The sequence below is a fragment of the Nesterenkonia ebinurensis genome, assembly GCF_008711175.1.
In the GTDB taxonomy this organism is placed as follows: domain Bacteria; phylum Actinomycetota; class Actinomycetes; order Actinomycetales; family Micrococcaceae; genus Nesterenkonia; species Nesterenkonia ebinurensis.
On the sequence record NZ_VWNF01000045.1, the window covers coordinates 171376 to 196221 of the forward strand.

The window sequence follows — 24846 nt, forward strand, 5'->3', positions numbered from 1 at the left end:
TCATCCTCCAGTGAATGGTTTGCCGCCGGTCACCGGTATCACCGCACCAGAGGTGTAGCTGGCCTCCTCGGAGGCCAGGTACACATAGGCGGGGGCGAGCTCGGCGGGCTGGCCCGCACGCTCCAGGGGAGTGTCCTCGCCGAAGTTCTCGACTTTCTCTTCCGGGAAGTTCGTGGCCGGGATCAGAGGGGTCCAGATGGGCCCCGGCGCCACCGCGTTGACCCGGATGCCCTTGGGGGTGAGCTCCTGGGCGAGCACCTCGGTGAAGGCCACCTGGGCCGCCTTGGTCATCGCATAGTCGAAGAGCGGGGGAGCCGGCCCGGCGGCCTGAATCGATGTGGTGGTGATGATCGATGATCCTGGCTGAAGATGCGGCACCACTTCCTTGGTGAGTGCGATATGGGCCACCAGGTTGGTGTCGAAGACCCGCTGCACCTCCTCGATGGGAGTCTCATCGATGCCGCTGCGCTTGCGCTGGTAGGCCGCGTTGAGCACCAGGATGTCAATCCCGCCGAGATCCTCCAGGGCGCGCTGGACCACCATCTCGGCAGCATGGTTGGCCCTCAGGTCCTGGGCGTAGGCAACCGCGTTCTGACCAGCCTCGCGCACCAGGTTCAGGGTCGCTTCGGCGTCCTGGACCTCCTCCGGCAGATGGACGAAGGCGACATCAGCGCCTTCTCTGGCGTAGGCGATAGCCACTGCCCGGCCGATCCCGGAGTCACCTCCGGTGATCAGGGCCCGCCGGCCCTTCAGCTTGCCTGATCCCACATAGGTCTCCTCGCCGTGATCGGGGGTGGGGTCGGTGTCAGCGGTGAGGCCCGGCTGGTCCTGTACCTGATCGCCGGGGAACTCATCGTCCTTGTACTTGGTGCGTGGATCCTGCTGGCTATGCGGGGTCGTCGTCATTGTTCATCACTCCTTGGGTCACACTTTGGGGTGCAGGACGACTTTGATGCAGCCGTCCTCCTTCTTCTGGAACATCTCGTAGGCGCTGGGGGCCTGGCTGAGGGGGAGCCGGTGGGTGACGAAGTCGTCGATGCCCAGTGGATCCTCGGAATCCTCCACCAGCGGCAGCAGATCATCGACCCAGCGCTTCACGTTGGCCTGGCCCATGGTCACCTGGATCTGCTTATCGAACAGGGTCAGCATGGGCAGGGGAGAGGCCTGGCCCCCGTAGACCCCGGAGAGGCTGAGTGTTCCGCCGCGGCGCACCAGGTCGATCCCGGTGTAGAGGGCCGCCAGCCGGTCCATGCCGAACTTATCCATCACCGGTTTGCCGAGCTTGTCCGGCAGATACTGGGTCCCGAGCTGAGCGACTTTGGCCAGCCTGGATTGGCTGTCACCGTGGGCCTCCATGCCCACCGCGTCGATCACAGCATCGGGACCTCGGCCCTGGGTGGCTTCTTTGATCGCGCCCAGCGAATCCTCGGTGTTGTCGTAGACGAGCACACCCTGCCGGGCTGCCATCTCGCGCCGTTCGGACACCGGGTCGATCGCGTGGACCGTCAGTCCTAGGTGCTTTGCGATTCGGGCGGAGAACTGACCGATGGGACCCAGCCCAAGCACGGCCACGGAGTCACCGGGGGAGCGCTGGGCATAAGCCACCGCCTGCCGGGCGGTGGGCAGCACATCGGAGAGGAACAGGTATCTGTGGTCCTCCAGCTCATCGCCCACTTTGATGGGACCGTAGTCGGCGTGGGGAACCCGCAGGTACTCGGCCTGCCCGCCGGGGACGGATCCGTAGACCTCGGAGTAGCCGAAGAGCTTTGCCCCTGATCCTTGTTCGGTGACCTGGGTGGTCTCGCACTGAGTCTGCAGGCCCTGGTCGCAGAAAAAGCAGTCGCCACAGGCGATCTGGAAAGGGACCACCACACGGTCGCCGGAGCGCAGATTGCTCTCAGGTCCGGCCTCTACTACACGGCCCATGGGTTCGTGGCCCACAATGTCTCCGGGCTTCATGAAGGGGCCGAGAACTTCGTAGAGATGGAGATCAGATCCGCAGATCGCGGTAGAGGTCACTTCAATAATAGCATCGTTGGGCTCTTCCACGCGAGGATCCGGGACATCCTCCACCGACATTGTGCGTGGACCCTGCCATGTCACAGCTTTCATTGCGTCCTCCTTGAACGGTGGGTGACGCGTGCTTCGGACAGATGTCAGCCTAACGACGCTCGGCTTGACTCCGGCTGGACATGACCATGAGGTTCAGTCAGAGTTTCCCCAGGTCAGCCAGGTGTTATGTGGTGGACGAGGATGTGTGAACCCGGGTGAGCAGTCTGCGGCCCACCAGGAGCACGCAGAGAGTACCGGTGGCCACTAGGACGAAGGACAGCTGCACCCCACTGTCGGTGAAGAGCTGGCGCAGCAGCATCCCCAGGGTGACAGTCAGGGCAACGACGACGACGCCGGCAGGCCAGATCTGCCAAGGGCGACTCCAGGACCTCGTCACGATCCATCCGGCAGCCAGCCCCACCAGGAACGGCCAAGCCGTGGTGAGAATCTCCGTCGGGGCCAACCCAGAGTCGTGAGCCCGGTTGCCCAGCGCGGCGAAGAGCAGCACCAGCAGGGCATCGGCGAGGAAGAGGGGGAGGCTGAGCATGGGACCAGGGTACAGGGCGAAACACATAACCTGACATAATATAGATTATCGGCTCGCTTCTGGCCGGAGTTCCATCCCAGATGGGCGGTGAGCGGCCAACCGGGCTCACGATATGGGCACTAAGCCGGTCTCGGGCACGCCCCTTGGGCACGTGGATCACTGCGCATGCGAGACTGATCGAATGCAGAGCGGCTTCACTATTGACGGACTTGCCAACGCCCGTGATCTCGGTGGACTGGATCGAGCAGACGGCTCGACAACGCCGACTGGCGTGTTTATCCGCGCTGAGACGCTTGACCGAATGACTCCATCAGGATGGGAGCGCCTCTCGGCCTACGGGGTCCGCACCGTGATCGACCTGCGACGGCCGCAGGAACGAACCGGTGAGATTCCAGATGGCCTCCGGCGCGTCAACGTAGACCTCGACGGCGATGACCACACGTTCTGGGCTCCCCTGGAGGCTGACGGCCGGTGGGGCACACCGCTCTATTACCTGTCGCACCTTGATGAACTGCCACACCGCCTCGCAGAGGTCTTGCAAGCAATCGCATCCGCTGATGAGGGCGCCGTCCTCTTCCATTGCGGCGCAGGCTGGGATCGCACGGGCCTGGTGGCCGCTGTCCTGCTACGTGCTCTGGACGTGACAGAAGACGCTGCGGTGGCCGACTACCTTGCGTCCTTCTCGAACGCGGAGGCCATGGCCACGCTTCACAAACGCTCATTCCACGCTGAGGAGCGTCGGGAGATTCTCGCTCGTTTCGGCCATACCGCAGAGACGGCCTTCCGAACCGCCTACCAGAACCTCGATCTGGATGAGTGGTTTGGCCGGACCGACATCGACCCCGCAACCCGCCTCGCTGTCACGACCTGGCGTGGATATGCCACTGCCAGTGCGTTGCGCTGAAAACGGTAGCCTGGAATGTGTGAATGGCTCTGCGTTTCTGATGACCGCCGTGCTGTTGCTGTTTGTCCTCATTGTTGTGGTGGCTGTGGTCAGCAGCATCAAACGTGTTCCCCATGGACGAGCCGCCGTCGTGGAGCGCCTGGGAAGGTTCCACCGAGTAGCCGACCGGCCGGGCACAGTCCTGTTGCTGCCCCTTTTTGACCGCGTTGCGCACTGGGTGGATATGACCGAGCAGCAGATCGAGTTTCCGCCAGAACCTGTGCCGACTAAAGACAAGCATGAGGTGGTCGCCTCCGGAACGGTCCGGCTACAGGTTGCGGACCCTCGTGCCGCCGTCTACGAGATTCTCGACTACCAGACCGCGGTCCAGAAGGTGACGCTGACGACCACGCATAACATCATCGGCGGAATGACCCGCCAGGATTCATTCTCCGCTCGCGGATCACTGTCCAGAGCCGTTGGTACAGAGCTCAACAAGCATGCGACCAGGTGGGGCCTGCGTGTCCTCGAGGTCCGCATTGAGGATATCTCCCCCACCTCATGAGTGCACGCAGTATGCGGCTCTCATGCTTTAAACTTCCCAGGGGTTGATCAGACGCAAGCCCAAGTCCGCGAAGTCCTTGGTGTTGCGCGTAGCGAGCTCGGCATCATAGGACATGGCAATAGCGGCGATCTGCGCATCGGCGGTCTCTATTGGCCGGCCTCCCGACCTTCGGGCGGCACGGATCTCACCGTAATATCGGCTGGCGCGATGGTCGAAGGAGAGAACGGCACCTCCAAAGTCATGCTCGATGATGGACTCGACCATCATCGAAGTCGCCTGGCGACGCCTGCCGTCGGGCATTTGGGCAACCCCGGCGCGCAGCTCAGCGGCCGTGATTGAGGTGATCGCGAGCTTTTGCCACATTTGCGCATCGAGCCAGACGATGACTGCTGCGGACGGATCTGGCCGAAATGTCTCCGAGACGATGTTCGTATCCAGGATGATCATGTCATCTCACCAAAGTCGACAGCGCGTGCTGGGCTGCCGTCTCTGGGTGGGACTTCAAACTCCGGAGAACCCGCTGCGAGAAAACGCTGATGAATCGTGGTGCCCAACCCGTATTTTGGCCTCTCCCCTGTCACTGAACGCTCAAGGATCTCCCGAGCCTCTGCCTCCATCGAGTGCCCCTTCTGTGCCGCGCGGACACGAATCCGCTCCTTGGCGTCGTCGTCAATTCCCCTGATCAGCATGTCCGCCATAAGATCACTCCTATTCCCCAACGATATCAATGATAGCGCATTGGCTTCACCGCGAAACGCCTCCGAACTGTAGTGTGAGTCTATGTTCTTGGAGAATCTGGGTTTCGATGCTGTGGATCCTCAGCGATTGGGTAAATTCTGGGAGGCTGTTGTCGGCGGCGAACGGCTCACTGATGACGACGGCATCTACGAGACACGGATGACTGTGGATGACGGCCCTGTGCTGGACCTGTGCTTCCAGCGTGTGCCCGAGCCGCCGTCGGAGCCGCTGCGTTTCCACCTCGATCTCCATGGCGGTGCAGACCAGGCCGCAGTCGTTCAGCGCCTGCTGAACCTGGGCGCCTCTCCCCTGGATATCGGTCAGGGCGCCGTTCCCTGGGTCGTCCTCGCTGACCCGGAGGGCAATCCGTTCTGCGTGATGGAGGAGCGCCCCGCCTACACGAAGACCGGCCCCATCGCTGCACTGCCCCTGGACTGCAGTGACCCTGACGCCTCCGCTGACTTCTGGTCCTGGCTCACCGGATGGACTGAGGTGCCAGGGGTTGCGCCTCGGACGCTTCGGCACGGCTCAGGGCGCGGCCCATTGCTGGAAATGTGTCCTGAAGCCAGGTCCAAAGGGCCGTCGAAGAACCGGCTGCACATGGACATCCGTCTTGAGCGTGGCGACGATCCTGACCTGGTCGCAGCAGGAATAGCCCAGCGCGGAGGCCGAGAGCTGCACCCCGGCTGGGGCGATCTGCCCTGGCGCACCTATGCCGATCCCTCAGGCAATGAGCTCTGCGTCCTGCCGGTGCGGACTGGCGCACCCCCGGAGGCCTAAGCCGTAGGCTGCCCGCGGCGCCTCGACGTTGTTCGGGTATATCGATAAGCTGTAAACACGTGTATAGATGCAGGTCACAGCCGCAAGACGGGGGTCGATGATGATTGAGTGGTTCGGTGAGAACCTCTGGGCGGCCTGGCTTGCCCTGACCTTCGTGCTGGCCGTCATCGAGTCCTTTGTGCTGGACCTGATGTTCCTCATGCTGGCCGTGGGCGCCCTGGCGGCTATGACAGTCTCCTTGGCCGGCGGTGAGGCCTGGCTGCAGGTAGTCGTCGGTTCGGTGACCGCCCTGCTGATGCTTGGCGCTGTGCGCCCGGTGGCTCTGAAGCACCTCAAGAAAGGACCCGAGGGCCAGCTGACCAATATCGATCGTATGCAGGGCCTGCAGGCAGAGACCATCGAGACCGTCACCGAGACCTCAGGCCTGGCCGAAGTGGACGGCGACACCTGGACCGCCCGGGCCGCCGGCGACTTCCAGATCCAACCGGGGGCTGCCGCCGTCGTGGAATCTGTGGACGGCGCCACCGTCTATCTCAAGCCCGCGCCAAGCATCGAGTGGGATGATCCTCAGACACGCGAAGTCTGAACCAATACTGAGACTGATACAGAGCGCAACCGAACAGGACGGATGGTCAATATGCCAGAATTAGTCGTGATAGTCGTACTCCTGGCGCTGGTCGCCTTTGTGGTGGTGGTACTGGCCCAGAGCGTGCGAATCATTCCCCAGGCCCGCGCCGGAATCATTGAACGCCTCGGAAAGTACCAGCGCACCCAGGGCCCCGGACTGACCCTGTTGGTCCCCTTCATTGACCGGCTGCTGCCTAAGTTGGACATGCGTGAGCAGGTGGTCAGCTTCCCGCCGCAGCCGGTGATCACCGAGGACAACCTGGTGGTCTCCATCGATACCGTGGTCTACTTCCAGATCACTGATCCCAAGGCCGCCACCTACGAGATCCAGAACTACATCGTGGCCGTGGAACAGCTGACCACCACCACCCTGCGCAATGTGGTCGGCGGCATGAATCTGGAGGAGGCGCTGACCTCCCGCGACCAGATCAACTCCATGCTCCGCGGCGAGCTGGACAAGGTCACCGGCCGCTGGGGCATCCGGGTGGCTCGGGTGGAGCTGAAGGCCATCGATCCCCCACACAGTATCCAGGACTCCATGGAGCAGCAGATGCGCGCCGAGCGGAGCCGGCGCGCGGCCATCCTCACCGCCGAGGGGAATAAGCAGTCCGCTATCCTCAACGCTGAGGGTGAGCGCCAGGCGGCCATCCTGCAGGCCGAAGGCGAGGCGCAGTCTCGCATCCTGGCCGCCAATGCTGAGGCCCAGGCCATTGAAACAGTGTTCAACGCGGTGCACGCCTCCGAGCCCAGCCCCGAGCTGCTCTCCTACCAATACCTGCAGACCCTGCCGGAGATGGCCAAGTCCGAGTCCAACACCATGTTCGTGATTCCGGGCGAATTCGGCGAGGCCCTCAAGTCACTCTCCGGAGCCTTTGGAGGCAACGACGACGCCCCCGGCGGCCAGTCGTCTTTCGAGGAGCGCGAAAAGGCCCTGGAGGCACGTGCCGAGCGGCTGAAGAAGCGCCGCGAACAGGACCAGGTCTCATCCGGCGGCAAGGGCAAGCCCGGCATCTCCAGCGCCATCGCCGATCTGGCAGAGTCGGCGCGCTCCACATCTGTCACCGATGAGAACAGCCACTACCTGAGCTCCAAGGAGCTTGAAGAGGAGGCTCGGAAGGCTGAGCACGGCAATACTTCAGCCGCCGACGCCCCGGTGCCCGCCCTCCAGGACTCCGATGAGGTGCTCAAGCGGGTGGAGGAGACCGCTCCCCCAGAGGCTGATCCCGCACTCAGCGGATCTCAGGATCCCCCGCATCCGCAGGACGGCCCCGACCAGCAGGGCGCTGAGCAACAGGACTCCGGGCAGAACAGCTGAGCAGCGGAATAACTGAGCCGGCGCCGTCGTTGGCTATTCGGAATAGAACTGTCACCGTATCTAAGGAGCAGCGATGAGTGATCGCAGCCTGCGCGGAATGCGCCTGGGCGCTCAGTCCATGGAGACTGAGTCCGGCGTGGAGCCGGCCCCCCGTCAAGACGTCGAGTACATCTGTGAGGACGGCGAGAAGATCACCGTGACCTTCGCAGCTGATGCCGAGATCCCGCCTACCTGGACCTCGAACTCGGGCAAGGTCGGTGTCCTGGCTGAAGGTGAGGTTCCTGAGGAGGAGCCGGAGAAGCCGGTACGCACCCACTGGGATATGCTTCTGGAGCGGCGCAGCGAGAAGGAGCTCGAGGATATCCTCAAAGATCGGCTCAAGATTCTCCGCGAAAAGCGCGGCGAGAAAGTCTGAGTGGTTGGCGGCGACATGCGCGCCGCCAGCGAGAACTAGCGCCGAAAAGCCCTGGCCTTGTTTGCCAGGGCTTTTGCGCGTGCGGCAAAACCCCATTTGGTGACATTGGCCACAGCCTCCACCACGATTCCGCCGTTCATCTTCGACTCCCCCAGGGTGCGCTCCACAAAAGTAATGGGCACCTCTTTGATGGTCTTGCCCTGCCGGGCCACCCGGAAGGTCATATCTACCTGAAACCCGTAGCCCACCGACTCGATGGAGCTGAGATCGATATCCTCCAGGGTGCTGCGCCTAAAGACCCGGAACCCGGCGGTGATGTCGCGGACCCTCAGACCCAGCATGGTCCGTGAGTAGAGGCTGCCCGCCCGGGAGATCAGCTCCCGGTGCAGCGGCCAGTTCACCACCGAGCCGCCGGGCACCCAGCGTGAGCCGATCACCAGATCGGCGTAGTCGATCTCGCTCAGCAGGTCTGGCAGCTGTTCGGGCTGGTGTGAGCCGTCGGCGTCCAGCTCCACGAAAGCGTCATAGCCCCGTTCCAGCCCCCAGGTGAACCCGGCGATATATGCCCCACCCAGGCCGTCCTTCCTCACCCGGTGCAGCACATGCACCTGATCATCAGCCACGGCCATCTGCTCGGCCAGGCCCCCGGTGCCGTCGGGGCTGTTGTCGTCCACAATCAGCACCTCGGACTCCGGGACTGCCGCGCGCAGCCGGTCCACGGTGGTGGGCAGCGCCTCGATCTCGTTATAGGTGGGGATGATGGTCAGGATCTTCATGGCCACCAACTTACCGCCCGCGGATCACCGTGCGTACCAGCCGCGGCAGTGTTTTCGCGACCACATCCTCCGGTGCAGCCTCAAGGTAGGGCAGCAGCGGGGTGCGCGCCCGGGTATCGGTGCTCCAGGCGGAGACCGTGCCGTTGGGTGTCTGCACTGCCAGCGAGTCCACCTCCCAGACCGCATAGGTGGCCGCATTGCCGGGGTTCAGCTGTCCGGCTGCCGGCGGAGCCTCCGGAAGGGACCGGTAGGCACCCCTGGTCTGGGCGGTGAAGCCGGCGCGCACCGAGACCGGGTCGGTGCTGTGATGAACATGAGCTGAGATGAGCGCCCAGGGGTTCTCTGCCTCCGCAGGCGCCGCGGAGGTGGGCACCCCCACGCTCAGTGCCGTGGCCAAATGCCCGGGGTGGGTCAGCAGCACCTGCACTCCGGTGTTCAGCAGCTGCTCCCAGTGCGCCCGCTCCGGGGAGTCGAAGCCGACCAGCACAGTGGGGGCGCCGGGATGAGGGGTCTGCCTCAGCTCCCGCAGATGTTTCTGGGTAGCGACCATCGAGTCTACGACCTCGCCCGGCTCACTCTGCGAACACTCCAGCAGCAGCTGCCGGCCCGCCTCGGAGCACCAGGACCGTGCGCCCAGCAGATTGGGCAGCACCTCATGGAAGTTCAGCGTCACAGCAGCTGGCCGGCCTGTCCCCTCCAGTGCCTCCGCGAGATCCAGCAGATCATTGACCGGGCTGAGCGAAGGGGCTCCCCCGTCAGCGGCCAGCCCGTGCAGAGCCAGCACCGGCCAGACCTCCACCGGATGGTCTGCGGCAACCTTGAACGCCTGGTGCAGCACGGCTGTCCTCCCCTCCCCCAAGTCCGCCAGCTGCAGGTCGATGCGCAGCCGCAGTGCGGTATAGCCGAGCCGGTGTGCGGCCACATCGAGCACCTCGGCCACTGTGCTGGGCTCGGCCTGCTGCAGGGTCAGACCCGCCATGCCCACAAAACCCGGAGCCACCAGGGCGCGGTCCAGGTCCTGAAGCTCGGTGGAGTCCTCACGCAGGCGTGCCGCCGTCTCATCGGATCCTAGCCAGGCGATCTGGCCGTCTTCCACCAGCATTGACTCCGCATAGGGCTCGGCGGTGGAATGGATGGTGCCGTTAGAGAGCATCTGAGTCATAGTCCTCCTCAACGGACTGATAGGCCACCGAGGAGTAGGAGACCACTCCCCTGGCGATGAGATCCACTGCCTCCTGGCAGTAGTGAGTGAATTTCGCGCTGGCAGTGGGCACCGCGGAGAGCTGGTCGAGTGCATCGATGCACTGTTTGGCCCAGCGCACAAAGTCTCCAGCTGCCAGTGGCGATTCCGCCAAGGCAGCGCGCAGGCTGGTTCCGGAGGCCCAGTAGTACATGGGCAGGCTGAGTCCCAGCTCAGGGGCCGCAGTGGGCTCCAGATGGTGCCGCTTTTCCAGAGCCTCAAGCTCAGCATGAACCTCAAGGGCGGTGCGCACCGCCTGACTGAGCTTCTTGGTGGGCATCTGCGGCATGGCACCCTCGTCCTCCCGCTTGGCCTGGTAGACCAGCAGGGTGGAGAAGGCTGCCAGTTCCTCAGGACTCAGCTGGGCGAGCACTCCGCGCTCCATGAGCAGCTCGGTGAACAGGTCCCGCTCCCCGTAGATTCGGCGCAGCCGCTGGCCGCGCTCGGTCACCAGAAAATCCTCATCCTCTTCCTGATCCGCAGCCTTCAGATGGCCGAGTTCGAACAGCACCCCACACACCCGGTCGAAGGTCTTGGCGATCGAGCCGGTCTTCCTATCGATGCTGGCCTTGAGCTGATCGGTCTCCCGGCGCAGCTTCCACCAGCGCTCAGCCCAGCGAGCGTGGTCCTCCCGCTCGGAACAGGAATGGCAGGGATGCTTGCGCAGTGCTGACTCGAGCTCTTCCAGGCTCCGTCCGGTGGCGGAGTCGTCATCCTCATAGCCGAATCCGGGCGCCGGCGCGTTCGGCCGGGGCGGGACTCGCTCGCGCAGTGCGCTGCGCATACTGGAGGCCAGATCGCGGCGAATCTTGGGCACCTTCACCTGCGGTTTGCGTGGCAGCCGGATGCTGGCGATCACCTTCGGGGGCTGGGCGAAGTCCTCCACACTGATATTGCGCAGTTTGCCGTCCTCGGTGATCACCCCGGGCCGCGGATCATGCTCAGGGGCGGTGTGCACCACCAGGGAGGTGCCCAGACGACGCCGCCCACCCACCTCGATCACATCGCCGGGCTCCAGAGCGGCCAGCACCCGGATGATCTCGCGGCGGCGGTGCCGGTTGCGGGACTTGGCCGCATCCTTCTGCTTCTCGTTCACCGCCCGGCGCAGCTGGAAGTACTCCTGGAAGTCACCTAAGTGGCATGCCATGGACTCCTGGTACCCGCTGAGTGAGCTCTCTCGTTTGGTCACATCGCGAGCCAGGCCCACCACCGAACGGTCGGCCTGGAACTGGGCGAAGGAGGACTCCAGGATGGTCCGGGCCCGGCGGCGGCCGAACTGGGCGGTGAGGTTGACCGCCATGTTGTAGCTGGGACTGAAGCTGGAGTTCAGCGGATAGGTGCGCTTGGAGGCCAGCCCAGCCACCTGACGGGGGTCCATCCCGGGCTGCCAGACCACCACCGCATGGCCCTCCACGTCGATGCCGCGGCGGCCGGCCCGACCGGTCAGCTGAGTGTACTCTCCCGGGGTGATGTCCTGATGGGACTCCCCGTTGAACTTGTCCAGCTTCTCCAGCACCACAGTCCGTGCCGGCATATTGATGCCCAGGGCCAGAGTCTCGGTGGCGAAGACCACCTTGAGCAGACCTTCGGCGTAGAGGTTCTCCACCAGTTCCTTGAACGGAGGCAGCATCCCGGCGTGGTGGGCGGCGATGCCATTGATCAGGGCTTCGCGGAAGCTGTCGTAGCCCAGCACGGAGAGGTCCTCGGCGGGCAGCTCCCAGCCCATTTCCTCCACCCGGGAGGCGATCTCGGCGGCCTCCTGCTTATCAGTCAGCCGCAGTCCGTGGTGCAGGCACTGCTCCACCGCCGCCTCGCAGCCGGCCCGGGAGAAGATGAAGGTGATGCAGGGCAGCAGACCGTCCCGGTCCAGGGCGCGGATCATCCGGGGCCGGCTCAGCCGCGGGGCGCCCTTAGGCGAACCGGAGAGTCGGGAGACCTCTGTCCCGCTGCGATGATTGGAACGGCCGTAGTCGCGGCCCCTGCCCTGCCGGCCGCGCCCCCTCCCGCGGTGACCCCCGGAGCGTCGGGAGGCCGGGGCCTGGGCGTAGTGGGCAAGTCGCTGCAGCTCCGGGTTCACCAGTTGTGGGGCGGCGTTCTCCTCGGTGACTACGAACAGGTCATGCAGTTGGTAATCGACCATCATATGCTGCCAGAGCGGGACCGGACGGTGCTCGGAGACCACCACTGCGGTCTCCCCCCGGACTGTGTCGAGCCAGGCGCCGAACTCCTCGGCGTTGGAGACGGTGGCGGAGAGGGCCGCCACCTGCACCGATTCGGGCAGGTGGATGATCACTTCCTCCCAGACTGCCCCGCGGAACCGATCGGCCAGGTAGTGCACCTCGTCCATCACCACGAACCCCAGCTCAGCCAAGGTGGATGAGTCCTGGTAGAGCATGTTCCGCAGCACCTCGGTGGTCATCACCACCACCTCGGCCTCAGAGTTGATGGAGGTGTCCCCGGTGAGCAGGCCGACCCGCTCGGGCCCGTAGTCGGCGCGCAGCTCGGCGAACTTCTGGTTGCTCAGCGCCTTGATCGGTGTGGTGTAGAAGGCCTTCTTGCCCTGGGCGAGGGCCAGGTGCACGGCGAACTCCCCGACGATGGTCTTTCCCGCTCCGGTGGGTGCGGCGACCAGCACTGCCCGGCCGGCCTCCAGGTGGCGGCAGGCCTGAAGCTGGAACTCGTCGAGCTCGAAGGCCTGCTGGGTGGAGAAGATGCCGAGCTGGGTCTTTGCCTCAGCTGCGCGGCGTCTGGACTCTGCGTAGCGTTCGGCGGGTGTGGGCATAGATCAAGCCTATCCGCCCAGGGATCACAGTCCGGGCCATGTCCACGCTCGGCTGACAGCAGTTCCGTTCCTGACCGCAACTGTCTGCGGAGTAGACTGGCAGACCGTGACCAAAACTGCTCAGCCGACCTTCCCGTTCCGGGATGTGGTGTTGGGCGCACTGATACCTGCCTTCATCTTCAGCATCGGGATCGGCGCGCTGATCCCGATTATCGCGCCCTACAGTGTGGAGCGCGGGGCTACGCTGGCCGCCGCCGGGGTGGTGGCCGCCATGCTCCCGGTCGGCCAGATCCTCGCCGACCTCCCGGCTGGGCAGCTGGCCGCGAAGATCGGGGACCGTGCAGCCATGCTGCTGGCCGGACTGGTGGCCGCCCTGGGGTTCTTGGCCGCCGTCCTGGCACCCTCGGTAATCACCCTGGGGGCCGCGGTGCTGCTGGTGGGGGCCTCCAATGCGGTGTTTCATCTGGCTCGGCATTCCTACCTCACCGAGATCACCCCGGCCTTCCACCGCGCTCGGGTGCTCTCCACCCTGGGCGGGGTGCACCGGATCGGCCAGTTCGTCGGCCCGTTCCTGGGCGCCGGTGTGATTTACCTCTTCGATACCCGTGCAGTGTTCTTCATCGCAGTGGTCACTGCCCTGGCTGCCACGGTCACCGTCTGGCTGGCCCGTCCGACCAGGAGGCGGAAGGACGACGCCGCCCTCTCGCTTGCTGAGCAGGTCGCCACGCCGAAGTTCTGGGCGGTGCTCCGCGCCCACCGAGGCATGCTGGCCCGGCTGGGCGCTGTGGGGATGATGGTCGGTGCGATTCGCGGGGCCCGTCAGCAGGTGATCCCGCTGTGGGGCGAGTACATTGAGCTGGATCCCACCACCATTTCGCTGCTCTTCGGGCTGGCCGGGGGCATCGACATGCTGCTGTTCTACCCGGCGGGCAAGGTGATGGATAAGCTCGGACGGCTCTGGGTGGGGGTGCCGGCGATGACCCTGCTGGGCCTGGCCATGGCGGCCTTCCCGTTGACTTCCTCCGCAGCGGGACTGGCTGTGGTGGCTATGCTGCTGGGTTTCGCCAACGGCTGCGGCTCAGGCATCATGATGACCATTTCCTCAGATATCTCCCCGCCGGAGGCCCGGCCTCAGTTCCTGGGCGCCTGGCGCCTGCTGACCGACATTGGTCTGGGCTCGGGCCCACTTATTCTCTCCGCCGGTGCGGCGCTGGGCTCGCTGGCCGCCGGCATCTGGGCGGCCTCGGTGATCGGACCGGCCGCCGCAGCCGGCATGCAGCGCTGGCTGCCCTGGTACTCCGACCACGCCAACCGCACCACGCGTCGTCGCGCCGGACTGCTCGAGTGAACCCCGTCCTTATCCCGCCCACACCCATCATTCACGATGGTCAGTCTCCGCCGCGGCCTCAGTGGCGTAGTGTTCCGGCCCATATCCGTAAGCACCCTTGGCGGTACCGGTCCGGACCTGTTCAGGCCCAGGGTAGGAACGCATTTGGTGCGGATAGTGCTGACCCGAGATGAACTCAATGAGGGCTGTCTCATCGCCCTCTCGGGCAAACAGCGGGAGTAATCGCACAACAGCGAAACTAGTGGACTCCATACCTCTGATCTACCGTAGAGCTTCTTAGTGCTCATGCGACTCTGACCTGCGCAAAGGTGAGCGATGCCGCATCCGACATTCTGCATCTCGGGGGTGGGCTGTAGGTTGTAAATATGACACAGAGCACAGTGCTGGGGCCCGGCGATCCGGGTCGGCAGAACCCGGTATCTGGGGCGGTCGGGAAGCTCGGCCGGGCCGGTGCTGCGTGTGCCGACGCTGACCGCAAGGCGCCCTCTGCCGCCGCCCCCTCCGACACCACCGGATCCGCGGAAGCTCCCCTGTCGCCTGAGCTTGCTGAGGTGCTGCCGGTAATGGATGACCCGACCACCGCGAAGCTGCGGGGTTGGGCGGTGGCCCGGCGCAGGGCTGAGCTCGAGGTTGTGCTGGGTCTGTTGGAGTACGTGGACAGTTTTGTGGACTCACACTCCCAGCGGGTCACAGCACAGACCGAGGTGCTGGATGCGCGCGGGAGCCGAGAGGCTGAATCCGTGGCTAAGGACGCAGCGATCACCTACGCTGCCCAAGCACTTGGGGTATCGGACTACCAGACCCAGAAAACCTACGACGACGCCACCCTCACAAGGGAGCATTTGCCCACGGTGTGGGAGCATTTCACCCATCTGAGGGTTACTCAGTTCGCGGTCTCCAAAATTGCTCAAGCCGCCCGGAAACTCGGCAGTGAACCCGAGAGGCTTCAGAAGCTGGACGAGCTCGTACCCGACCGTGCGGCACGGATGCGACCGATGGAGTTGGATGCGTGGCTGCGCCGGTTCACCGCCGTGGAGGACTCTGAGGAACATGCTGCCCAGGCTGCCCGCAACGCACAGGACCGGTGGGTCTACATCAAGCCCTGCGAGGACATTGAAGGGATGAGTCTACTGATGGCCAAACTTCCCACTCTGGTCGCAGAAACCATGGGCCGCAGACTCTCCGCGGTAGCACGGTCGCATATCCAGAAGATCCCGCACAACCTGGTGACCGCGGCCTTGGAGGCAGAGCACCGCACTGCTGGAGGGGCCGCCACCTTCAAATACACCGAGAGTGGCAACGTGGCCCGAGATTCACCTTGCCCCAACGCACCCGGGGTTGCACGTAGCGCTTTCGGCCAGATCCCTGCGGCACCTGTCAGCGGTGATCAGTTCTCCCGTTGGCGCCAAGCAACCGTCGCCGCACCTGATGAACGGGTACTGGGTGAATCCTACGACCAGGGTGACACTCGCACTCTGGCCCAGCGAGAGGCTGACCTGCTGTGCGCCTGGATCCTCAACGGAACCACACCGGACAGGGATACTGAGGTGGAAGCCCGTATCAGCCTGCTGGTCCCCATCGAGACCCTGACCGATGATGCCGACTATCCGGGGACCAGCCGCACCGGGGGTGACGCCATCCCTGCCAGCGTGGTGCGATATGTGGCGCGAAGCCCCAGCATCCGACGACGATGGCACACCATGTACATCACCGATGGCTCGCTACCACCGGATGAGGCTCCGGGTGAGTACTTCTACGGGCCTACTGGGGTGGAGTTCAACATCGCAGCCCACACCTACCAGGGCTACCAGGTGCCTAAGCTGCTGCGCGAACACATCGCCCTACGCGATGGTGTCTGTACCGCACCTGGATGCACCATGCCGGCAGAGCGCGGCGACATCGACCACCGCACTCCCTGGCCCACCGGTAAGACCACAGCGGCGAACCTGCGCGCCCTATGCCGCAGACACCACAACATCAAAACCGCAGGTTTCCCTCTGACCACCAGCGAGCAGACCCAACACCACCTGCCCAAAGCCGTCCTCTGGTCTACACCGCAACCGGCTTGCCAGGAGGAGCTCCAGCAGGCCGCCTAGCGCCGAGCCAGTAGCGCGCTACTCTGATTGTGCGGTCTTCTTAGCGACGGCGGTGCTGGAGCGGACTACGAGTTCGAAGGGCAGGTCGGTGTGGCCGTTGCCCTCCCCCTCGACACGGGCCAGGATATGCTCGGCGGCGATGCGACCCTGTCCCACTGGATGCTGGTCCACAGTGGTCAGTCCGAACAGTTCACCGAGCTCATGGCCGTCCACACCCACCACGGAGACCTGCTGGGGTACCTGGATGCCCAGATCCTTAGCGGCCAGCATGGCACCGATGGCCATCTCGTCCGAGGCGGCCACCAGACCGGTCAGATCTGCCCCAGGGGTGCCGAAGAGCTTCTTGGCGACGGCATAGCCGCCGGGGATGGTGAAGTCCGCCACCCCCGAGGGTGCCTGCTGCGGGTCGCACCCCCGCGCGGCAAGGGCATGGTTGAAGCCCTCCCTGCGCTGGGTCGGCACATGGTAGTCCACGTCGAAGGCCTGGTCACCGCCGATATACCCGATCTCCCGGTGCCCCAGGGTCAGCAGGTGCTCAGCGGCCAGCCGGGTCACCCCCTGGTCGTCTATGGCCATTCCGGGCAGCTCCCGGGGCCTGCCGCCGAGCACCACCACAGGCATGCCCAGCCCATGGAGTTGCTCGGTCTCCCATTCATCCAGCTCCAGGGCCACCACAACTACCCCGTCCACCCGACGCCTGCGCAGGAAGGCGCGGAAGATCTCCCTGCGCAGCTGCGGGTCGCTGGTGACGTTGTAGAGGGTGAGGTCATAGCCCGCGCGGGTGAGCGTGTCGGAGATGCCGGTCAGCACGGAGTTGAAGAACCAGCGATGCAGGTCCGGGGTGATCACCCCGATGCTCCTGCTGCGGCCTGAGGCAAGTGACGACGCCGCCGAGGACACCACATAGCCCAGTGCCTCCGCGGCCTCGCTGACCCTATTCCGGGTGACCGCGGAGACATGCCCGCGGCCGCTCAGCGCACGGGAGGCGGTGGCCGAGGAGACTCCCGCTGCGCGGGCGACTTCATCGAGACTGACCACAGCTTCCCTCCCGTGCAACAGACAGGCCTACTGCCTCAACCATACTGTGGTGTCCGGGCCGATCTTCCCCCCGATGAGTGAGGCGCTGCTCACCAGCAGCTCTGCACCAGTAGGCAGTTCCACCGGGGAGCCGCTGATATTGGCGATGATCAGAGCATCACCGTTCCGGAAGGCGAGCACACCCTCGCCCCAGCCTTCGGCCCATTGGAGGGCGCCGGCGCCCAGGCCCAGCTCCCGGCGCAGTCTCAGCAGCTGCTGGTACCGGTTCAGCGTGGAGCCGGGGGTCTGGCGCTGCACATCGCGGGCAAGGGACTTCCAGCGCCCAGGCTGCGGCAGCCAGGACTTCCCGCTGGAGCTGAACCCGAAGGCTGGGGACTCAGCCTCCCAGGGGATCGGCACCCGACAGCCGTCCCGGCCGTACTTCTCCCCCCGGGTGCGGAACCAGGTGGGGTCCTGGCGGGCCTCGTCGGGGAGGTCATGCACCTCGTCCAGGCCCAGCTCCTCACCCTGATAGATGTAGGAGGAACCGGGCAGCGCAAGCATCAGGGCGGTGGCCGCCTGAGCCCGCCGCACTGCGTCCTGGTGCTCCGGGATTCCCGGGAAGTCGGGCCCGATGCCGGTCCCCTGCGGGTTCTCCCCGGTGAGTGAGAGCCGGGTGGCGTGCCGGACGACGTCGTGATTGGACAGCACCCAGGTGCTCGGTGCACCTACCGCCCCGAATGCGCTGATCGACCGGTCGATGATGTCCCTGAGCTGCCCGGCCTCCCAGGGGGCCAGAAGGTACTCGAAGTTGAAGGTCTGGTGCATCTCATCGGGTCGCACCCACTGGGCCATCGAGGCCACCGAGGAGACCCATGCCTCCCCGCACAGCGCCCGGTCACCCGGGTACTCCTCCAGGACCTTGCGCCAGTCCCGGTAGATCTCATGGACCCCGGGCTGCTCGAAGTACGGAGCCGGGGTCTGCTCCCCGCCCATGGATGCCGCCTCGGGGTCCGGGGTGTAGTCGGGGAACTCCTGGTCCTTGACCAGCCCGTGGGCCACATCCACCCGGAAGCCGTCCACGCCCCTGTCCAGCCAGAAGCGCAGGATGCGGCGGAACTCCTCATGGACCTCCTCATTGGACCAGTCGAAGTCCGGCTGGGAAGAGTCGAACAGGTGGAGGTACCACTGGCCTGGGCTGCCGTCAGCCTCGCTGACCCGGGTCCAGGCCGGGCCGCCGAAGATGGACTGCCAGTTGTTCGGCGGCTGCTCCCCGTGCTGCCCCTTGCCGTCGCGGAAGATGTAACGCCCACGCTCCGTGCTCCCCGGCCCAGCCGCCAGGGCCTGCTGGAACCATTCGTGCTGGTCCGAGGAGTGATTGGGCACCAGGTCCACAATCACCCGGATGCCCCGGTCATGGGCGGCCTGGAGCATCTGGTCGAAGTCTTCCAGGGTGCCGAAGATGGGGTCTACATCGCAGTAGTCAGCCACATCGTATCCGGCGTCCTTCTGCGGCGAAGTCATGAAGGGGCTCAGCCAGACCGCATCGATCCCGAGCTCCTGCAGCTCGTCGAGCCGGGCTGTGATCCCCGACAGATCGCCGAGCCCGTCACCGGTGTGGTCGGCGAAGGAGCGGGGGTAGATCTGGTAGATCACCCCGCTGCGCCACCATTCTTGGCCCGGAGTGTGATCAGCGGAGTGATGCAGGTCATGCTGTGAGGTCATGGCCTCACCATATATGGAAGCGTTTCCAGATGCCAATGAGGGGCATTATGTTGCGCTATGCGTTCCAAATAGCCACATTCCGTTCACCCTCTACGCGTAGAAGTGAGTTGCGTGCGTCACATTCTCCCGGCATACTGGAAGCGCTTGCATTCAATCACTCGGACAACAAACGTCCCGACTCTACAGAGAGAGGCACACCATGAGAGCGAAGCCCGAAGGACTGTTCCGGCTGACTGCCCTGCTCAGCGTCTCCGCACTGGCACTGACGGCATGCGGTGGCAGCGGCGACGCTGGCAGCACTGACGAGGAGCCCGGCGGCACTGCGGCGAACGGCGCCGACCAGCTGGAGGCCTCCGGCGAACTGACCGTATGGGTCGATGCCGACCGGGCAGACGTGCTCGCCGATGCGGCCGGTGAGTTCGAGGCCGATACCGGCATCGCGGTCAACCTGGTCCAGCAGGACTTCGGGGAGATCCGTGACCAGTTCGTCTCCCAGGTGCCCACTGGGGAGGGACCGGATATCGCAGTCGGGGCCCACGACTGGTTGGGCGTGCTGGTCACCAACGGGGTGGTCGCCCCGGTGGAGCTCGGTGATGCCGCAGGCGACTTCGAGGATGTGGCCACCGAGGCCTGGTCCTATGACGGCCAGGTCTACGGCGTACCCTACTCCATCGAGAACATCGCCCTGCTGCGCAATGCCGACCTGGTGGACCAGGCTCCGGAGACCTTCGATGAGATGATCCAGCTCGGCGAGGCCTCCGGGGCGACCTATCCGTTCGTGGTCGGCCTGGACCCGCAGGCAGCCGACCCCTACCACCTCTACCCCTTCCAGATGTCCTATGGGGCTCCTGTCTTCGGGCAGAACGAGGACGGCAGCTATGACCCCGAGGACCTCCAACTGGGCAATGAGGGTGGGGTGGAGTTCGCTGAATGGCTCGCCGAGCAGGGCTCAGCCGGGGTGCTGAACACCAATATCGACGGCGACCTGGCCCAGGAGAACTTCAATGACGGTACGGCAGCCTTCCAGCTGACAGGTCCCTGGAATGTGCCCAGCGCCTTGGAGGCCGGGATCAACGTGGAGGTGGATTTCATCCCGCCCGCCGGTGATCAGGACGCCCCGCCCTTCGCTGGCGTACAGGGGTTCTTCCTCTCCGCGCAGAGCGAGAACACTCTGGCGGCCACCACCTTCCTGGTCGACTACGTGGGCTCACCCGAGGTGCAGACTGCCCTCTATGAGGTGGGCGGACGTGCCCCGGCGCTCAGCGAATCCTTCGAGGCCGCGCTGGTCGATGACGAGATCGTCGCCGGCTTCGGCGAGGTGGGCGCCGAGGCTGTCCCGATGCCCTCCATCCCTGAGATGGGCGCCGTCTGGGACTTCTGGGGCGCCACCCAGGCCGCCATCATCAACGGTGACGGCGACCCCGCTCAGCTCTGGGAGCAGATGGTCGAGGATGTCGCAGGAGCCATCGAGTAGCCCATGAGCAGCGACACCACCACCAGCGAGCCCAAGCCGCAGCCCACCAGGAAGCAGACCCGGCGCCAGCGGCAGGCAGCCAGAATCATCGACGCCACCTCCATGGGATGGAAGCTCATCCTGTTCAAGATCGTTGCGCTCGGGCTGCTCTGCGCCACCGCCGTCTACGCGGCGCTGGTCCTGTTCATGAACGAGCGGTGGCTCATCGGCGCGCTGGTGGTGGTCGGCGCCGCAGCCCTGACCTGGATATACCTGCAGCGCGGGGCACTGCCGGCCAAGTACCTGGCACCCGGCCTGGTCTTCCTGCTGATCTTCCAGATCTTCGTGGTGCTCTACTCCGGATATGTGGCCTTCACCAACTACGGCACCGGCCACAACTCCACCAAGGAGCACGCCGTTCACGCCATCATGCTCCAGACCCAGGACCGGGTCCCCGACTCACCCACCTACCAGATCTCGGTGCTCGAGGAGTCTGGGGAACTGCTGGCGTCCGAGGACCTCTACTTCGCCGTGTCCACTGCGGAGGGCGGGGCGCTCATCGGCGCCGAAGAGCAGCCCCTGGAACCGGCAGAGGGGGCTGTGGTCGAGGACGGCCGCGTGGTGGGCGTGGAGGGCTATGAGGTGCTGCCCTTCGCCGAGCTGCTCAACCGGCAGCAGGAGGTCACCAATCTGGTGGTGCCGATCAGCGATGACCCCAATGACGGGTATCTGCGCACCCAGGACGGTCAGCGGGCCTACCAGTACACCTCCCGATATGAGTACGACGAGTCGGCCGACACGATGACCAACACCGAGACCGGTGAGGTCTACCGGGACACCGGGGAGGGCGCCTTCGTCAACCAGGCCGGAGAGCAGCTGATGCCCGGTTGGCAGATCAACGTGGGGATGGACAACTTTGTCCGGGCAGTCACCGAGGAATCCATTCGCGGCCCGCTGATCTATGTGACACTCTGGACTTTCGCCTTCGCCTTCATCTCGGTGGCCACCACCTTCATCCTGGGGCTGTTCCTGGCGATGGCCTTCAACGATCAGCGGATGAAGTCCCGGAAGTACTACCGGCTGGTGATGATTCTGCCCTATGCCTTCCCCGGGTTCCTCTCCGCTCTGGTTTGGTCAGGCATGATGAACCAGGAGTTCGGGTTCATCAACAATGTGTTCTTCGGCGGGGCCGCCATCCCCTGGCTCACCGACCCCTGGCTGGCCAAGCTCAGCATCCTGATCGTCAACCTCTGGCTGGGCTTTCCGTATATGTTCTTAGTCTGCACCGGCGCTCTGCAGGCCATCCCGGAGGAGCTCTCCGAAGCCGCCCAGGTGGACGGGGCCAAACCCTTCCAGGCCTTCCGCAGCATCAAGCTGCCGTTGCTGCTGACCGCCATCGCCCCGCTGCTGATCAGCTCCTTCGCCTTCAACTTCAATAACTTCAACCTGGTGTACATGCTCACCGGCGGCGGCCCCAGGGATGTCTCCGCCGGAGTCAACGTGGGCTCCACCGACATTCTTATCTCCATGGTCTACAAGGTGGCGTTCGTGGGATCCCAGGCTGACTACGGTCTGGCCAGTGCCTTCTCCATCCTCATCTTCATCATTGTGGGAACCATCTCCGTGATCGCGTTCCGCAAGACCAAGTCCTTCGAGGAGCTGAACTGACATGCAGGAGACTCATATCAGTCTGCGCCGCCCCTTCAAGCGCTGGTGGCGGGAGACCGGATGGCGGCACCTGGTGGGTGCTGCGGTGGTTCTCTTCTCAGTGTTCCCACTGGTCTATGTCTTCTCCGCCTCCCTGAACCCCGGCGGCACACTCATCACGGCGAACAACCTGTTCAGCAGTTTCAGTCTGGAGAGCTACTTCGAGCTGTTCAACCGACCCCAGCAGCCCTACGCGGCATGGTTCCTCAACACCCTGTTCATCGGGCTCTCCGCCTCCGCCGGTTCGGTGCTGCTCGGCGCGCTGGCTGCTTACGCCTTCTCCCGGATGCGGTTCACCGGCCGCCGATTCGGCCTGATCACCCTGGTGCTGGTGCAGATGTTCCCCCAGCTGCTGGCCATGGTGGCGATCTTCCTGCTGATGCTGGGCATCGGCGAGATATTCCCGGCCATCGGACTGAACAGCCAGATCGGCCTGATCATGGTCTATCTGGGCGGCGCGCTCGGGGTGAACACCTACCTGATGTACGGGTTCTTCAACACCGTTCCCACCTCCATCGACGAGGCCGCCCGGATCGACGGCGCCGGCCACGCCCGGATCTTCTTCACCATCATCCTGCCGCTGGTCTCACCCATCCTGGCCGTGGTCGCGCTGCTCTCCCTGGTGGGCACGCTCAGCGAATTCGTGATCGCCTCAGTGCTGCTGCGCGACCCCGAACGGCAGACTCTGGCGGTGGGTCTCTACCAGTTCATCTCCCAGGAGACCTCCCAGAACTGGTCGATCTTCGCAGCAGGTGCAGTACTGGCCGCCATCATCCCGGTAGCCCTCTTCCTGCTGCTGCAGCGCTATATCGTCTCCGGACTCGTGGCAGGAAGTGTGAAATGACCCCCCAGGCCCTCCCCCACCATGACGGATCCCTACTGCATGTCTCCACCCAGGCCCCGGCCCTCGGTGACCGGGTGAGCGTCCGGCTCAGGGTGCCGCAGCAATACCCTACGCTCCGGAAGGTCATTGTCCGGTCCAACCCAGACCATGAGCCGCATTGGGACTCTGCACAGCACCTGGGATCTGCACAGGGCTGGGACTGGTGGCAGGCAGAGATCACCGTGGCCAACCCGGACCACGGCTACCGGTGGATGTTGGTTCATGACGCCGCTGGAGCGGGTTCTTCCCCCACTGTTGAGTGGGTCAACCAGTCCGGCACCCACCGCGGGGAGGTGCTGGATGCCTATGACTTCCGGCTGCTGGCCCGTCCGGCGCCGCCGGAGTGGCTGTACGACTCCGTGATGTACCAGATCTTCCCGGACCGGTTCGCCCGCTCAGATGGCGCCGATTCCCGCACGCTGCCCGACTGGGCGCAGCCGGCTGAATGGGAGGACCCGGTCAACCCGGTGATGCCTGCTCGGGTCTGTCAGTTCTACGGCGGGGACCTGGACGGCATCGCCGAACGTCTGGACCATCTGGACTCCCTGGGAGTGCAGATCCTCTACCTCACACCGTTCTTCCCCGCAGCCTCCAACCATCGATACGATGCCTCTAGCTTCACCCGGGTGGACCCGCTGCTCGGCGGGGAGAAGGCCCTGATCCGTCTGGTGGAGGCTGCCCACGCCCGAGGCATGAAGGTCATCGGGGACCTGACCACCAACCACTCCGGGGACCGCCACGAGTGGTTCCAGCGCGCACTGGCTGAGCCGGCCTCCCCAGAGCGCAGCTTCTACTACTTCGACGAGCAGGACAGCTATGAGTCCTGGTTGGGCACTGCCACCCTGCCGAAGTTCGACTGGGCCTCCCAGGAGCTGCGTGAAGCCTTCATCGAGGGCCCGGACTCGGTAGTCGCCCATTGGCTCAAGCCGCCGTTCAACCTGGACGGCTGGCGGATCGATGTGGCCAATATGACCGGTCGGCTCGGCGAGGTAGATCTCAACGCCGAGGTCAGGCGGATCCTGCGCCGCACCATGGATGAGGTCAAGCCTGATTCGATCCTGCTGGCCGAGTCGACCAATGACGCCACCAGCGATCTCACCGGCGATGCCTGGCATGGGGCGATGACCTATCCGTCGTTCACCCGCCCACTGTGGAGCTGGCTCTCCGCCCCCGACGGCACACCCTACCTCGATGCCCAGGGGCGGCAGGAGACCGCGCCCTGGTTCTTCGGCCAGCCCGCCGGGGGGATCCCGCAGGGCACTGCGCTTCAGTTCGCCGCGGCCCTCGAGCGGTTCAACTCCCCTATCCCCTGGCGGATCCGGTTGGGCAATATGCACCCGCTGGACACCCATGACACCGCCCGCTTCGCCCAGAACGCCGCACCCGGCACCGTGCCGGTGGCGGTGGGTCTGCAGATGACCCTGCCGGGACTGCCCACCCTGTTCGCCGGCGACGAGTTCGGGCTGACCGGGGCCGATGGGGAGATCAGCCGCACACCGATGCCCTGGGACCGCTCTGAGGCCCACGGAGTGCGGAAGCGGATGGAGCTCTACCGGGCCCTGATCGCGCTGCGTCAAGACCATCCGGTGCTGCGCACCGGGGGCATGCGCTGGATGCACGTGGACGACCAAGCTGTGGTGTTCCTCCGCGAATCGGAGCAGGAGTCCCTGCTCATCCTTGCCGCCGCACCCGCGGAGGGCACCGTCTGGGAGGCCGAACTTCCCGCTGCGGCTCTGAGCACCGAGAACCTTCAGGAGCCTGAGCGGCTCTTCGGGGCTGCCGGACTCAGAACCTTCAACGGCACACTCACCCTGGGCGTCCAGGGTCCCGCGTTCACGGTCTGGCGGTTCCCCGGCGTCGTACTCCCCTGAGCGGCTTGGGCAGCTGGGTCTGTTCC

General features: G+C 64.9%; 23 protein-coding genes. 12 read left to right on the plus strand and 11 right to left on the minus strand.

Annotated elements, in window-relative coordinates; translation table 11 throughout:
- From F0311_RS13675 to F0311_RS13685, 3 genes are all read right to left on the minus strand, one after another.
- Entirely contained in the window at positions 1-906 is a 906-nt protein-coding gene (locus tag F0311_RS13675; RefSeq protein WP_150462482.1) for an SDR family oxidoreductase, read from the minus strand.
- Positions 907-924: 18 nt separating this feature from the next.
- Positions 925-2112 carry an alcohol dehydrogenase catalytic domain-containing protein gene (locus F0311_RS13680; RefSeq protein ID WP_150462483.1) on the minus strand — a complete coding sequence of 396 codons (1188 nt, stop codon included), beginning with the start codon at positions 2110-2112 and terminating at the stop codon, positions 925-927.
- Positions 2113-2236: 124 nt separating this feature from the next.
- The gene (locus F0311_RS13685; protein WP_150462485.1) at positions 2237-2599 is read right to left on the minus strand and encodes a DUF3054 domain-containing protein; all 363 of its coding nucleotides are present in this window, start codon (positions 2597-2599) and stop codon (positions 2237-2239) included.
- 181 nt (positions 2600-2780) lie between these two features.
- Here F0311_RS13685 and F0311_RS13690 point away from each other — a divergent pair, with 181 nt between their 5' ends.
- Positions 2781-3503 carry a tyrosine-protein phosphatase gene (locus F0311_RS13690; protein ID WP_150462486.1) on the plus strand — a complete coding sequence of 241 codons (723 nt, stop codon included), beginning with the start codon at positions 2781-2783 and terminating at the stop codon, positions 3501-3503.
- 19 nt (positions 3504-3522) lie between these two features.
- A complete protein-coding gene (locus F0311_RS13695; protein WP_191089935.1) occupies positions 3523-4047 on the plus strand; it encodes an SPFH domain-containing protein in 525 nt (174 codons plus the stop codon).
- Positions 4048-4074: 27 nt separating this feature from the next.
- Here the strand turns inward: F0311_RS13695 and F0311_RS13700 are convergent, their stop codons facing one another.
- Together F0311_RS13700 and F0311_RS13705 are read right to left on the minus strand one after the other, a co-directional pair.
- Positions 4075-4494 carry a type II toxin-antitoxin system VapC family toxin gene (locus tag F0311_RS13700; RefSeq protein WP_120005316.1) on the minus strand — a complete coding sequence of 140 codons (420 nt, stop codon included), beginning with the start codon at positions 4492-4494 and terminating at the stop codon, positions 4075-4077.
- Positions 4491-4745, minus strand: coding sequence for a FitA-like ribbon-helix-helix domain-containing protein (locus tag F0311_RS13705; RefSeq protein ID WP_150462489.1), 255 nt, complete (start codon positions 4743-4745; stop codon positions 4491-4493). Before F0311_RS13705 ends, F0311_RS13700 begins: the two co-directional genes overlap by 4 nt.
- An 82-nt stretch (positions 4746-4827) precedes the next feature.
- Between F0311_RS13705 and F0311_RS13710 the strand changes: the two genes are divergently transcribed.
- The 4 genes from F0311_RS13710 to F0311_RS13725 all read left to right on the plus strand — a co-directional run bounded on the left by F0311_RS13710 (position 4828) and on the right by F0311_RS13725 (position 7922).
- On the plus strand, positions 4828-5565 hold the full coding sequence (locus F0311_RS13710) for a VOC family protein (RefSeq protein WP_150462491.1): 738 nt from the start codon (positions 4828-4830) through the stop codon (positions 5563-5565).
- A gap of 97 nt (positions 5566-5662) precedes the next feature.
- Positions 5663-6151 carry an NfeD family protein gene (locus F0311_RS13715; RefSeq protein ID WP_317982620.1) on the plus strand — a complete coding sequence of 163 codons (489 nt, stop codon included), beginning with the start codon at positions 5663-5665 and terminating at the stop codon, positions 6149-6151.
- Positions 6152-6202: 51 nt separating this feature from the next.
- The gene (locus tag F0311_RS13720; RefSeq protein ID WP_150462493.1) at positions 6203-7507 is read left to right on the plus strand and encodes an SPFH domain-containing protein; all 1305 of its coding nucleotides are present in this window, start codon (positions 6203-6205) and stop codon (positions 7505-7507) included.
- Positions 7508-7580: 73 nt separating this feature from the next.
- Positions 7581-7922 (plus strand): RNA polymerase-binding protein RbpA, encoded by a 342-nt coding sequence (locus F0311_RS13725; RefSeq protein WP_150462495.1) that lies wholly within the window; start codon positions 7581-7583, stop codon positions 7920-7922.
- A 35-nt stretch (positions 7923-7957) separates the two neighbouring features.
- Here the strand turns inward: F0311_RS13725 and F0311_RS13730 are convergent, their stop codons facing one another.
- From F0311_RS13730 to F0311_RS13740, 3 genes are read right to left on the minus strand one after another with little or no spacing between them, the layout of a single operon-like run.
- Entirely contained in the window at positions 7958-8698 is a 741-nt protein-coding gene (locus tag F0311_RS13730; protein ID WP_150462496.1) for a polyprenol monophosphomannose synthase, read from the minus strand.
- 10 nt (positions 8699-8708) lie between these two features.
- The gene (locus F0311_RS13735; protein WP_150462497.1) at positions 8709-9860 is read right to left on the minus strand and encodes a hypothetical protein; all 1152 of its coding nucleotides are present in this window, start codon (positions 9858-9860) and stop codon (positions 8709-8711) included.
- Positions 9841-12720, minus strand: coding sequence for a DEAD/DEAH box helicase (locus F0311_RS13740; protein ID WP_150462498.1), 2880 nt, complete (start codon positions 12718-12720; stop codon positions 9841-9843). Before F0311_RS13740 ends, F0311_RS13735 begins: the two co-directional genes overlap by 20 nt.
- Before the next feature lie 106 nt (positions 12721-12826).
- Here F0311_RS13740 and F0311_RS13745 point away from each other — a divergent pair, with 106 nt between their 5' ends.
- Complete coding sequence (locus F0311_RS13745; RefSeq protein WP_150462499.1) at positions 12827-14068, plus strand: MFS transporter; 1242 nt, start codon at positions 12827-12829, stop codon at positions 14066-14068.
- Between the two features lie 27 nt (positions 14069-14095).
- On the opposite strand, the gene F0311_RS13750 is transcribed toward F0311_RS13745, so the two are convergent.
- Positions 14096-14296, minus strand: a complete 201-nt coding sequence (locus tag F0311_RS13750) for a hypothetical protein (protein ID WP_150462500.1) — start codon at positions 14294-14296, stop codon at positions 14096-14098.
- Positions 14297-14433: 137 nt separating this feature from the next.
- Here F0311_RS13750 and F0311_RS13755 point away from each other — a divergent pair, with 137 nt between their 5' ends.
- Positions 14434-16164, plus strand: a complete 1731-nt coding sequence (locus tag F0311_RS13755) for an HNH endonuclease signature motif containing protein (RefSeq protein ID WP_150462501.1) — start codon at positions 14434-14436, stop codon at positions 16162-16164.
- Positions 16165-16182: 18 nt separating this feature from the next.
- Here the strand turns inward: F0311_RS13755 and F0311_RS13760 are convergent, their stop codons facing one another.
- A complete protein-coding gene (locus tag F0311_RS13760) occupies positions 16183-17202 on the minus strand; it encodes a LacI family DNA-binding transcriptional regulator (protein WP_150462502.1) in 1020 nt (339 codons plus the stop codon).
- 27 nt (positions 17203-17229) lie between these two features.
- Entirely contained in the window at positions 17230-18906 is a 1677-nt protein-coding gene (locus tag F0311_RS13765; RefSeq protein WP_150462503.1) for a glycoside hydrolase family 13 protein, read from the minus strand.
- Positions 18907-19105: 199 nt separating this feature from the next.
- Between F0311_RS13765 and F0311_RS13770 the strand changes: the two genes are divergently transcribed.
- From F0311_RS13770 to F0311_RS13785, 4 genes are read left to right on the plus strand one after another with little or no spacing between them, the layout of a single operon-like run.
- On the plus strand, positions 19106-20380 hold the full coding sequence (locus F0311_RS13770) for a sugar ABC transporter substrate-binding protein (RefSeq protein ID WP_150462504.1): 1275 nt from the start codon (positions 19106-19108) through the stop codon (positions 20378-20380).
- A 3-nt stretch (positions 20381-20383) separates the two neighbouring features.
- Positions 20384-22027 (plus strand): ABC transporter permease subunit, encoded by a 1644-nt coding sequence (locus F0311_RS13775; RefSeq protein ID WP_150462505.1) that lies wholly within the window; start codon positions 20384-20386, stop codon positions 22025-22027.
- Between the two features lies 1 nt (position 22028).
- On the plus strand, positions 22029-22910 hold the full coding sequence (locus F0311_RS13780) for a sugar ABC transporter permease (protein ID WP_150462506.1): 882 nt from the start codon (positions 22029-22031) through the stop codon (positions 22908-22910).
- Positions 22907-24820: a glycoside hydrolase family 13 protein gene (locus tag F0311_RS13785; protein WP_150462507.1), complete on the plus strand. Its 1914-nt coding sequence runs from the start codon at positions 22907-22909 to the stop codon at positions 24818-24820. The genes F0311_RS13780 and F0311_RS13785 overlap by 4 nt, the downstream gene beginning before the upstream one ends.
- Positions 24821-24846 lie beyond the last annotated feature (26 nt).